Source organism: Shewanella sp. SR43-4 (assembly GCF_014163845.1).
In the GTDB taxonomy this organism is placed as follows: domain Bacteria; phylum Pseudomonadota; class Gammaproteobacteria; order Enterobacterales; family Shewanellaceae; genus Shewanella; species Shewanella vesiculosa.
The window spans coordinates 1-11440 of the sequence record NZ_JACJEB010000014.1 but is presented as its reverse complement, the minus strand read 5'-3'; the positions used below and the strand labels follow the sequence as shown (position 1 = coordinate 11440).

Annotated in this window: 12 protein-coding genes; 4 read left to right on the top strand and 8 right to left on the bottom strand. The window is 39.4% G+C overall.

From position 1 onward, the window contains the following. Positions 1 to 142 precede the first annotated feature (142 nt). The 8 genes from H5123_RS15300 to speA all read right to left on the bottom strand — a co-directional run bounded on the left by H5123_RS15300 (position 143) and on the right by speA (position 6663). Entirely contained in the window at positions 143 to 1027 is an 885-nt protein-coding gene (locus H5123_RS15300; protein ID WP_124018124.1) for a RimK/LysX family protein, read from the bottom strand. 52 nt (positions 1028 to 1079) lie between these two features. After that, a complete protein-coding gene (locus H5123_RS15295; protein WP_124018123.1) occupies positions 1080 to 1430 on the bottom strand; it encodes a DUF3802 family protein in 351 nt (116 codons plus the stop codon). A gap of 82 nt (positions 1431 to 1512) precedes the next feature. After that, entirely contained in the window at positions 1513 to 2088 is a 576-nt protein-coding gene (locus H5123_RS15290) for a YceI family protein (protein WP_165870182.1), read from the bottom strand. Between the two features lie 50 nt (positions 2089 to 2138). Then, positions 2139 to 2636: a YaiI/YqxD family protein gene (locus tag H5123_RS15285; protein ID WP_124018121.1), complete on the bottom strand. Its 498-nt coding sequence runs from the start codon at positions 2634 to 2636 to the stop codon at positions 2139 to 2141. Further along, complete coding sequence (pdxH, locus tag H5123_RS15280; RefSeq protein WP_124018120.1) at positions 2636 to 3274, bottom strand: pyridoxamine 5'-phosphate oxidase; 639 nt, start codon at positions 3272 to 3274, stop codon at positions 2636 to 2638. The genes H5123_RS15285 and pdxH overlap by 1 nt, the downstream gene beginning before the upstream one ends. Positions 3275 to 3468: 194 nt before the next feature. Then, positions 3469 to 3540, bottom strand: a complete 72-nt coding sequence (locus H5123_RS20860; RefSeq protein WP_404948320.1) for a hypothetical protein — start codon at positions 3538 to 3540, stop codon at positions 3469 to 3471. A 209-nt stretch (positions 3541 to 3749) separates the two neighbouring features. Next, positions 3750 to 4679 (bottom strand): adenosylmethionine decarboxylase, encoded by a 930-nt coding sequence (locus tag H5123_RS15275; RefSeq protein WP_182698524.1) that lies wholly within the window; start codon positions 4677 to 4679, stop codon positions 3750 to 3752. A 73-nt stretch (positions 4680 to 4752) separates the two neighbouring features. Continuing rightward, positions 4753 to 6663, bottom strand: a complete 1911-nt coding sequence (gene speA, locus H5123_RS15270; RefSeq protein WP_124018118.1) for a biosynthetic arginine decarboxylase — start codon at positions 6661 to 6663, stop codon at positions 4753 to 4755. A gap of 587 nt (positions 6664 to 7250) precedes the next feature. Between speA and H5123_RS15265 the strand changes: the two genes are divergently transcribed. The 4 genes from H5123_RS15265 (at position 7251) to H5123_RS15250 (ending at position 10611) form a co-directional block, all read left to right on the top strand. Then, a complete protein-coding gene (locus H5123_RS15265; protein ID WP_182698523.1) occupies positions 7251 to 8084 on the top strand; it encodes a S1 RNA-binding domain-containing protein in 834 nt (277 codons plus the stop codon). Between the two features lie 105 nt (positions 8085 to 8189). Beyond that, the gene (locus H5123_RS15260; RefSeq protein ID WP_124018116.1) at positions 8190 to 8843 is read left to right on the top strand and encodes a YceH family protein; all 654 of its coding nucleotides are present in this window, start codon (positions 8190 to 8192) and stop codon (positions 8841 to 8843) included. 38 nt (positions 8844 to 8881) lie between these two features. Next, positions 8882 to 9715 (top strand): ABC transporter permease, encoded by an 834-nt coding sequence (locus H5123_RS15255; RefSeq protein WP_124018115.1) that lies wholly within the window; start codon positions 8882 to 8884, stop codon positions 9713 to 9715. Next, the gene (locus tag H5123_RS15250; protein WP_182698522.1) at positions 9712 to 10611 is read left to right on the top strand and encodes an ABC transporter ATP-binding protein; all 900 of its coding nucleotides are present in this window, start codon (positions 9712 to 9714) and stop codon (positions 10609 to 10611) included. The genes H5123_RS15255 and H5123_RS15250 overlap by 4 nt, the downstream gene beginning before the upstream one ends. Positions 10612 to 11440 lie beyond the last annotated feature (829 nt).

Sequence of the window (11440 nt, the reverse complement as noted above, 5' to 3'; positions counted from 1 at the left end):
GATTTATAGCGTAAATCGGCTGTTACTATATCGGTAACCGATGACAGTTAGGTTGCAGGTATGTTGCAGGATCAGATAAAAGTAATAAAAAAATACCGCTCATAATGAGCGGTATTAATAAGATGAATTGGTTTAACTGTGATTAATGTTTTTTGGACACATCGACCATATAATGACCTTGCAGCCAATTGCGGCCAATTAATAATTTGTAACCCATTTTGCTGCGGTCTTTAAGATTAACATCAACAACATATTCATGACGAGGTTCACCAACATTTAACCTCACCATGTATCGTCTTTCTGTACCTTGTGCATTACGAATTAATGAGGTACCACGAATTTTGGTGCGAACCTCAGCTTGCTGACCTTTTTCGTTAGCTGTGGTGAATGTGATCATTTTACCTATGTTATTTTCGATATTAACTGTGTCTTCTTTATCGACGCGAATGTTCACCGCATGTAATGAATTTTCAACAGCCCCCGTATCAATGCGGGTATTATACAACAAGCCAGTTTGCTTAATACTCAACTCAGCTAGAGGCCCAATCATTTTTTTATCTGAAACATCCACGATATAATCATGCTTTAGAAAGTTACGCCCTATGAGTAATTTGTGATTCATATGGCTACGATCACGTAAATTAACATGAATATTATGAAACTCATTGGCAAAACCGACGTCGAGTTTCACCATATAACGTGTTTCAATCCCTTGAGAATTTTTGACTCTAGATGTACTGACTATTTCAGCTTGAATACGTTTTTTCTCACCACGCTCATTTTGTGTAGTAAATTCAACAATTTTACCGACATCGTTTTTCATTTTCTTAGATGCACCGCCAATAATATCTATATCGACTGCGTGTAATGAGGTATTGGCTGCACCGGTATCAATGCGGGCACGATAATGAAGTCCAGACTTAGCAACAGTCATGGTTTCAACTTGTCTTAAAACGGTTTTATCACTTGCAAATACGGATATAGAAAGGAAACACAATACAGCGGCAATCACAATTCTTTTAAACATGATCAATTCCAAAAATCCACAAATCGCTTTAATAGCGGGCGTTTAGCTGCGTTTAACGCAACAAATGATCAACTTCTTGATCAAATAAATTTTTAATTAAACCAGAAAACTCAGTAATAAAAATACTCTGTTCAGGGGTGGCTAAATGATTAGCGACAGAGGCTAAAATCTCTTCTAAATCGTATACAATTGCGTCAATTTCACGGATCACCATATTGCGCTCAGCAAACGATAACTGTGGGTTCTGGCCGCAAACCATAATAATCTGAGCAGATAACTGCTCTTCAAACAATTCCATGACAGTTTCAGTTGCCGCTACATTATTCTCAGATGACTCAAACAGCCCTAAATGTTCAGTTAAATACTGAATTAAATGTATGTACCCTTCTTTGTCAGTAACCATTTTATCCTACCTTTCTTGAAACGACTTAACCGAAAATGGCTTTCAATCGTGATGATCGAATGCCATTTTCAATCACCGATAACTACTGCGCTAAGGTTAGCACAAATGACACAGGCACTGCTAAGCTGATGCTCGGTAAACCGGCCAATTCTTTGAGTTTTTCGACACCTGCCACAAGACCGAATTCATTTGCTTGTACAATCACAGGCGCTAAACTTGAAACCACCATTTTCTTATCAGATAATTTTGCCACTAACACATCAAAGCTCTTCTGTTGTTTCTGACCATGTAACATAATGGTCGCTTCAACTTGGGTCGTTAATGTGTCACCGACTTTTAATCCGGCAAGCAATTTAGGATTGACCACCGCATCTATCGTTAATGTTGGAAACTGCGCGACTTCAAATAACACTGACTGCAAACGCTGATCACGAATTTCAACTCCAGTATCAACACTGGTTAAATCAATCGATAAAGAAAATGCACCCGCATCCGTTAATGAACCAGCAACGTGTTTAAAATGATTCACTTCAGCAATATCAGTTTTCTTAATCGAAATAAAGCTTACTCGAGAATGATCTTGATTGACTTGCCAGTCACTTGCCATCACAGATGTGCTGAGCAAGCTAGCGGCTAATAATGGTAACCATTTTTTCATCATAAAGTCCTTAGTATAGAAAGTCAGATTAAGTATAGAGTAATATTTGCTTATATTTTGCTGGGGATCAATTTAGCCAGCCATTTGTCTAATGCTTGTGCAAACGCATGCTTATCCGTTTGTGAAAAACTATTCGGGCCACCAGTATGAATACCACTGCTGCGCATTTCTTCCATAAAGTCACGCATTGTCAGGATCTGTTTGATATTTTCCACGGTATAAACCGTTCCTCTGGGATTTAATACAAGCGCACCTTTATCAACCGCATCCGATGCAAGGGGAATATCAGCAGTAACCACCAAATCCCCTTGTGCCACTTGTTCGACAATGTAGTTATCGGCCTCATCAAAACCTGAGCTCACTCGGATCATGCTAATTAAAGGTGATATTGGTACTTTAATCATCTGATTAGCAACCAGCACAAGTTGAATCGATTTCCGCTCAGATGCCCGAAATAACATCTCTTTAACCGGATTAGGGCAAGCATCAGCATCAACCCAGATTTTATTCGTTATCACAGCTAAAAGCTCCTGTTCATTAACACTCATTAAGGTGCCAAACGATCAATATTCCAATCAGCATCGGTTTTGGTGTAAATAAATCGGTCATGTAATCTGTGTTCACCACCTTGCCAAAACTCAACACTGGCAGGACGAACTAAATATCCGCCCCAAAACTTCGGCAGAGGGACTTCACCTTGGGCAAACTTTGCTTTCATTTCTGCAAATTTTCCTTCAAGGGCCTGTCGCGCACTAATTTTGCTTGATTGCTTAGATACCCAAGCAGCAATTTGGCTGTCTTTGGGTCTAGACATAAAGTATTTTGCCACATCTAACATCGATAATGGCTCCGCTTGACCTAATACCGCGACTTGGCGATCAAGTGGATGCCATGGAAACAATAAACTGATTTTGCTATTAACGGCTATTTGTTTAGCTTTGCGGCTTTCTAAATTAGTAAAAAAAACAAAACCGTTGTCATCAAATTTCTTCAGTAACACAATACGTTGAAATGGCTGACCATCTTCATCAACCGTAGCAACGCACATAGCAGTTGGATCGGAAAGCTGAGCATCTTTAGCCTGCTGCATCCATTGTTCAAACAGATCCATTGGGTTAGCAGGTAAATTAGCCCTTCTTAATCCACCTTGGGTATATTCACGGCGAATATCACTTAAATCACTCATACTGGCTCCTCATTAAAGCTTGCAAGTTGTATTCTACGCTGAGCAGACACAAAAAAGCCAACGTCAACACGTTGGCTTAGGTGTTTAATAGTAAAGTTAAAATTACTTTTTAATTAAGCCTTTACCTTGGGTCCAAACATACAGTATTTCAAGGTCCAATGTTGCACCTGCAAGCGCGGTAATTTCAGCAGAATTTATGATGCTGCGACTGCAACAACATCTATCGCAACAAGACTCATACCACGTAAACCGCGCATAATTGCCATTGATTTATCACAGGTTAAGCCACAACACTCTGAGGTATCCGTAGCGGATGAAAAGCAGCATCTAAGTAATCACAATGACAGTGTTAGACTCAATGGGTTTAAAATTAAGCGCTTGGCGTAAATAGCTAAATACATTTGAATAAAGCCAATAATTAGCTTTGTCGGTGAAAGGAGTCATAGGCTATGCAAAAGATAGCTAGCACCGATAATTATAATAAAATAGGCTTCAGCACTTCTAAGCAATCTTGCTGATAGTGGCTAAAATGTATGTTGTAACCTTGCTCAAGAGTCATCGAACAATGGCTTAAACACACATAATTTAACATTGGCTTATTGGCCATATGACTATTAAAGCCAATAATATCGCAGCTGTTAGGCTGTAATAATACGATAAGCTCAGCAAAAATATCGACCTGATTTGAGCTAATATCGATGTTGGTTTCAACACTCACATAAGAGCTATTTTCCTGCGGCGTAATGTGTATAGTAAAATATTCAGCACCTCGAATACCATTAATTGAATACCCTAAAGGACTGAATAAATATTGATCAACACTAAAACCGCTGAATAATTGTTCCAATTGTAACAGCTGACTAATTTGTTCTGTTGATTGATGCTCGCCACGTAAATAGTCTGCTACGGTACCAGAAATATGATACATCAGTAATTCATTGGTGGTATCAAGTGGACTGGCTTGATAATGCTTATCTGTGGTAAAAATATAATGGTGATGGCTATCTAAATGACCCATTCTATAGGCCTGCCCACCAATAAAATCTCTTAACCTAAGCACATCATCGCCAAAAGAGCTGGCTTGTAAATGAGCATAATATTCATTTTTACGCTGATAACACACATAGGAAATCGCTTGTTCACCTATATGCTCAATGAAGTAACAGGCTGATTCGACTAACGTACTAGCCCCGCATGTGAGCACAACGATACGATCATCCCAAACAAATAAGCTTGATTCACTCAATAAATAAGCATCACAAAAATCATTGCTTATGCTAGATAAAATGTCTGCATTTGAGGCAGCAACAAGCCCCTGCCAAAACGTTCGATCTAAAGACCGTAATTTAGGCGCGGCTGCATCAACAATAATCTCTAACTTTTTCTCTGAACCTTCAAAAAACATCTTAGCAACTTAAAAGCCTAGCCACCTGAGGGTGCTAGGCTTTTTGGATAACAAGTTAACCTAATAGAAGAGATTAAAAATCTTCTAAGTAAGTGTAGCCTTTAAGACCTAACTGCAATTCTTCTAGAATACTAGCTCGCTCATCTTCAACAATATGCTGATTCACAAGCTCTTCATAGGTGCGCATAAAGTCAACAGCATCTAGATTCACATAGCGTAATACATCTGCTACCGTGTCGCCTTGTAAGACAGACTCAATCTGGCTTAATCCACGCTCATCGATACGCACTACTGCTGAGTTAGTATCACCAAATAAGTTATGCATATCGCCCAAGATTTCTTGGTACGCACCCACCATGAAGAAACCAATCAAATACGGGCTGTCAGCACTCCACGCAGGTACAGGTAAGGTAGTTTCAATACCTTGACCATCAACATATTGATCCACAATACCGTCTGAGTCACAGGTAATATCTAACATAACCGCACGGCGCTCTGGCGCTTTATCTAATCCCGATAAAGGCAACACAGGGAACACTTGATCAATACCCCATGCATCAGGTAATGACTGGAATAATGAGAAGTTAACGAAAAACTTATCGGCTAATTTTTCATTTAATTCATCAATCACTGGACGATGATAACGGTTATTGTTACTTAATAATCCCTTCACTTCATGGCAAACACGTAAATTAGCTTGTTCTGCCCAAGCTCGGTCAGCCAAACTTAATTGACCCACAGCAAACAATGAGTGTGCTTCAGAAATATCACTTTGGCTATCATGATAAATTTCAATAATCGCACGTTGATCATAACGACCGCTGATTTCTAACCAAGATTGCCACATATTGTGGAGCAATTGCGGTGCATCTTCACTTGGTTCCTGAATATTTTCAGGAAGATAGGCTTCAGTACCTATAACATCCGTAATCAACACTGCATGATGCGCCGTTAAATGGCGACCTGATTCAGAAATAATACGCGGCATTGGTTGCTCGTATTCATTACATAAATCGGTTAATACATTGACGATATTGTTTGCATACTCATTTAAACCATAATTCATTGAGTTGTTGCTTTGGCTACGAGTACCATCGTAGTCAACCGCTAACCCGCCGCCGACATCGAAACAATCAATACTGGCACCCAGTTGGCGTAATTCACAATAAAAACGGCCAGCTTCACTTACGCCTTGGCGAATGTCACGGATGTTGGCAATTTGCGACCCTAAATGGAAATGTAATAACTGTAGAGAATTAAGCATGTTAGCACTTTTCAATTCAGCTATAACTTTCAACACCTGCGCTGCAGATAAACCAAACTTGGACTTTTCGCCACCGCTGGCTTGCCATTTGCCTTTACCTTGGAAAGCCAAACGTACACGTAAACCTAAACGAGGTGTAATACCGAGCTTTTCTGCTTCAATTAATACCATTTTAAGTTCTGACATTTTTTCCAGAACGATATACACCTTATGGCCTAGCTTTTCGCCGATAAGCGCTAAACGAATATATTCTTTATCTTTATAACCATTACATACAATGACTGAACTGGCTTTTTGTGCCATAGCCAATACAGCCATTAATTCAGGCTTACTACCAGCTTCAAGCCCTAATTGAGGGACTTCTTTCGATTTTTGGCTAGCTAAAATTTCTTCAACTACCGTTTTCTGTTGGTTTACTTTAATTGGGTAAACTAACAAGTAATCATTTTGATAATCGTACTTCTTAATTGCATCATTAAATGCTTCGCATAAACTTTCCACTCTGTGGTGCAAAATCTGCGGGAAACGGACTAAAACCGGTAACGAAACGCCTGCTTCAACCATACTTTTAGCTAATTCATTTAAGCCAACTTTATGATCAGGATTTTGTGGGTTAGGTGACACTGTCACTTCGCCATCTTCACGAATACCATAAAAACCTTGGCTCCAGTGAGTCACGTTATAACCCGAGCGAGCATCTTCGATAGACCAATCAGACATAATTATTTTCCGTATTTGTATCAAAGTTAGCAGTGCCGCAATAGGGGCATCTACTTGTTAAAAATCCAGATAACACAACAAGGTTATCTCAACAGTAAAAGAGTGTGCAGCACGATTGAAGCTACAAAACTCTTGACTAAAAAGGCACTGCCAAGTGCCCTAATGTCATCTCATCTTTATTTATCTATTGCACAACATCTAATGCTAATCATCTTACGCAGATATTCACAAATCATGCAAATTTTACTAACAGAGTATCGGCTAGTTGCTGTAACAGGTTTTTTACTGATTTCGCGCACGGTTAGATCACTTTTTAATCCCAAAACCAGTAACATTTTCAGCCTTTATAAAAACGGCGCAATTAAAACCTGCAATGGCGAGTAATGCAAGTTAATTACCGAATAATTACCAGAAAAAAACGTCTATAATCGATGAGTTAAACATCAATAAACAGTACCTCAACCATAAATGATTTTTAATCGTGCTTAATTGGCACAACGTCAGCTAAATTTACGTGTATAATTAAGCGGATTTCCAAAGATCATCTTTTCATTTTTATCTTTCATTAAAGTAGAGCAGAGTCATTCATGATACAAATCGGTAAACGTTATTCATTAGAAGTCGTTAAACAAGTTAATTTTGGGGTTTATCTAAATGCTCAAGAGCTTGGGCAAGTCTTGCTTCCTAATAAATTTGTCCCTACCGGTTGTAATGTCGGTGATATGGTCGATGTATTTCTTTACTTAGACTCAGAAGACATTGTGATAGCTACCACCCAAAAAGCACTTGCTCAAGTAGGTGAATATGCTTACTTAAAAGTGGTTGCAACAGGCCCATATGGTGCCTTTTTAGATTGGGGATTAGACAAAGATTTATTGCTGCCTTTCGGCGAGCAACACAAACCTGCCGAAGAAGGCCACTCATATTTAGTGTATGTTCATGCTAACCATGCCGATGAACGCATCATGGCCTCCTCTAAACTGGATAAGTTTGTTGATAAAACAGAAGCTCATTACACCGAAGGCGAACAAGTTAACTTGATCATTGGCGGCACAACAGATTTAGGCTACAAAGCTATTATCAATCACCAGCACTGGGGAGTGATATACCAAAATGAAGTGTTTCAAAAACTTCGCTTTGGCCAAAAAGTCACCGGTTTTATTAAAACGATGCGCAGTGATGGCAAAATTGATCTTGTGCTACAAAAAGGTGACAAAGATGAGCTCGATAAAAATGCTCGCTTGATCATCAATAAACTGCGCAGTGCAAACGGCTTTTTACCTTTACACGACAAAACTGATGCCGATGTTATTTATGACAAACTCGCTATGAGTAAGAAAGCCTTTAAAAAATCTATTGGTGGTTTATTTAAAGCAGGTGAAATCACTATCGAAAGTGACGGTATTCGCTTAACTGTGTGAACAATAATCGATTAACCTCCCTAAACTAGTGCAATCCTTTGAGAAAAAGCATGGCTCTGTTATAAAAGTAATAGAATCATGCTTTTTATTAAAAGGATACTGTTTATGGAATTAACCCCGCTAGAAGCTCGAGTCATCGGGTGCTTGCTCGAAAAAGAACTTACAACTCCTGATCAATATCCCCTGTCATTAAACTCACTTACCCTAGCATGTAACCAAAAAAGTAGCCGTGAACCGGTTATGTCACTCAGTGAATCTCAAGTACAAACCATACTCGAAGACCTCACTAAAAAACGCTTAATCAGTGAGCAATCCGGTTTTGGTAGTCGCGTCGTAAAATATAAACATCGCTTTTGTAATACTGAGTTCAGCGAATTACAGTTAACCAGTGCTGAAGTTGGATTAATTTGTGTGTTGTTATTACGTGGTCCTCAAACGCCAGGGGAACTCAAAACGCGATCAAATAGACTGCACGAGTTCACTGATGTATCCCAAGTTGAATCCGTATTACTGGCATTAAGCCAAGGTGAAAAACCCTTAGTGGTACAACTTGCTCGAGAGCCGAATAAACGTGATTGCCGCTTTCTTGAGTGCTTCAGTGGTAATGTTGACGACTATGATGTTAACAGTAGTGATGCCATTGTGGTTTCAGGCCACACGCAGCAAACATTACAGCAAGATACTCGGATTGCAGAATTAGAGCGCAGAGTTGAATTGCTGGAACAAAAGCTCGCACAATTAGAACCCCTATTAGACTAACTTATGCTTTTCGTTAAACGGTAAGCAAGGACAATATTATGGAAAGTACTGCCTCCCCATCAACATTGACTCATATTTGGTTATTAGCCAAATATGAGTTAAGCAAACGCTTTACCAATAAAAGCGGCATGATTTCATTAATTGCCTTTATGTTAATTTGGGCAATTTTATTACTGTATCCGATTAAGAGTGCATCTGAATTTATTATGCAGCCAAACTTCAGAGACTTTACCGAAGCACTCTTTGGACCTGGGAGTTTACGCCATCTATTCGAATGGCCAGTTGAAGAATTTGCAGTGTTCTGGCTAGCCGCACTATATCTGTTTCCCATGTTCAGTATTTTTATCGCCGCAGATCAATTCAGCTCAGATAAGCAACGTGGTAGCTTGCGATTTTTAACCTTAAGAGTTAGTCGTAGCAGTTTGTTTTTTGGACGTTTTTTAGGTCAAATGCTGATCCAATTAATGCTTATTGTGTTAACACTATTGGCCACCATCGCATTGGCTCTTTCGCGTGATATGTCATTATTACTGCCATCAATAACCACCAGCCTATTAGTGATGGTGAACTTAGTCATTGTATTATTGCCCTACACAGCCGCAATGGCGGTGCTGTCATTACATGCCAACTCGGCCAGACAAGCGAGTATATTTGCGGTTATCTTGTGGGCTGTGGTATCGATTTTTATTGCCTTGATCAATATGAACTTCCCCCAACTGAGCTGGTTAAATTGGATATTGCCAGGTTCGCAAATTTCTAATTTAATTAATACTCAAGGGCTAAGCTCTTTCGCACTTGCTCCCATCCCATTACTGCAAACTGCGGTTATTTTATTTGTCGGTAAACACTTAATGAGCCGGAGCGCACTATGAGTATCATTCAATGTGACAACCTTTCTAAACAATATGGTAATAAGCTGGCGCTCGACGCAGTATCGTTAACGTTGACACAGGGCGCACCCATTGCATTAGTTGGTCCTAATGGGGCCGGTAAAACGACCTTATTCAGTTTATTATGTGGGTATATTCAACCCACCAATGGCAGCATTAGTATTTTAGGCCACAAGCCAGGTAGCAAAGCGCTGCAAGGACTATTATCTGCGTTACCACAAGATGCAGCATTAGATCCTAATTTTAGTATCGTGTCACAACTGCAATTCTTTGCCCAATTACAAGGCATGACAACAAAAGCCGCCAAGCGAGAAGCATTACGAGTACTCGCGCTTGTTGATTTAACCGATTCTGCTGAGGCTAAGCCCAAAAGCTTAAGTCACGGGATGAGCAAACGAGTCTCAATAGCACAAGCGTTAATGGGTTCACCTAAAATTGTCTTACTCGATGAACCAACAGCTGGACTTGATCCTGCCAATGCGAAAAAAATCCGCCAGATTGTTAAAGATTTATCAGGTAATACAACTTTTGTGATCAGCTCGCATAATCTTGATGAACTTGAAAAGTTATGCGACCAAGTTGTCTATCTTGAGCATGGCAAACTACAACAATCTGTATCGATAAAAGCCAGTCAAGCGACTGACTTTATTACCCTGACAATGAAACAGTGTGACATGGATAGCCTCCACCAAAAACTATTGGGGCTAAACGATATTATTCAAGTTAGACGTATCGGTGATGATCAATATGTTATTGAGTACCAAAAACAATCTGGCTTCGCCATTGAAATACAATTATTTGAACTGTTTACGGTGAATCAATGGCAATATAAAGCCTTGCTGAAAGGCAGAACTTTAGAAGAAACCTTATTCTCTTAATATTTAGAGATTATTCAGAATATGACTTATGCTCATCAGCTTCGCTAGTGATGAGAAAGCGACTCACTGCACGTTATTGCAATAGTATGTAGTCCCCTTATTTATGATTAACTAGCACTTTTCATAAACGAGGGGATCCAAAAATGCCACATCATCATCCCCCCTCTCAATTCCGTGATCGTCTCATGATATTAACAATGCTCAAACACCATCCATTCCCAAAAAGGCTCTTAAACTCGCACTCCTTAGTTACTAGCTTGAACTAGCAGGCATAGACTGTATTAACCAAGAGTAAATTAATCACACAGCGGCACAACTTACATCAGCCAGTTATTGTCATTAGATCTAGCGGATCAGTTTGAGCAAATTTTTAATTACTCAGGTTAAGCTATGGGAAGTAAGGAAGCTAAATCCCCCCCATTCGGCCTATTTCATTAACCTCGCATTTGTTTTGTTAGCAACACCGATCAACACCTTAATAACCAGCCCATTGCAAAACAATGAAGTCAAACCGCGATACAAACAACTGTTTGATAATCGTTTATTATCCCGAGTCGAGCTTATTCTCTATTAAATGACAAGCCTCAAGCCCATAGCGGCGAGTAATCGATGATTAAACAAACTCTAATGAAAGATGATTAACGCGATACCAGGTCTAAGCATCAGGAAATAATATAATAAACGTAAGTAAAACTGAGATTTATGATGATGGATGGTAGAAGGTGGATGATGGAAGGTGGATGAAGGATGAAGGACAGTAATTGATCATGATTTGATAAAAACAAATAGTTTCTGATGATAACAACCGATAGCAAGAGCTGGTTGATGA

What these genes read in the sequence shown, in the direction of transcription:
- H5123_RS15300 (WP_124018124.1), bottom strand. Translation starts at nt 1,027, where the DNA reads ATGTTTAAAAGAATTGTGATTGCCGCTGTATTGTGTTTCCTTTCTATA.
- H5123_RS15295 (WP_124018123.1), bottom strand. Translation starts at nt 1,430, where the DNA reads ATGGTTACTGACAAAGAAGGGTACATACATTTAATTCAGTATTTAACT.
- H5123_RS15290 (WP_165870182.1), bottom strand. Translation starts at nt 2,088, where the DNA reads ATGAAAAAATGGTTACCATTATTAGCCGCTAGCTTGCTCAGCACATCT.
- H5123_RS15285 (WP_124018121.1), bottom strand. Translation starts at nt 2,636, where the DNA reads ATGAGTGTTAATGAACAGGAGCTTTTAGCTGTGATAACGAATAAAATC.
- pdxH (WP_124018120.1), bottom strand. Translation starts at nt 3,274, where the DNA reads ATGAGTGATTTAAGTGATATTCGCCGTGAATATACCCAAGGTGGATTA.
- H5123_RS15275 (WP_182698524.1), bottom strand. Translation starts at nt 4,679, where the DNA reads ATGTTTTTTGAAGGTTCAGAGAAAAAGTTAGAGATTATTGTTGATGCA.
- speA (WP_124018118.1), bottom strand. Translation starts at nt 6,663, where the DNA reads ATGTCTGATTGGTCTATCGAAGATGCTCGCTCGGGTTATAACGTGACT.
- H5123_RS15265 (WP_182698523.1), top strand. Translation starts at nt 7,251, where the DNA reads ATGATACAAATCGGTAAACGTTATTCATTAGAAGTCGTTAAACAAGTT.
- H5123_RS15260 (WP_124018116.1), top strand. Translation starts at nt 8,190, where the DNA reads ATGGAATTAACCCCGCTAGAAGCTCGAGTCATCGGGTGCTTGCTCGAA.
- H5123_RS15255 (WP_124018115.1), top strand. Translation starts at nt 8,882, where the DNA reads ATGGAAAGTACTGCCTCCCCATCAACATTGACTCATATTTGGTTATTA.
- H5123_RS15250 (WP_182698522.1), top strand. Translation starts at nt 9,712, where the DNA reads ATGAGTATCATTCAATGTGACAACCTTTCTAAACAATATGGTAATAAG.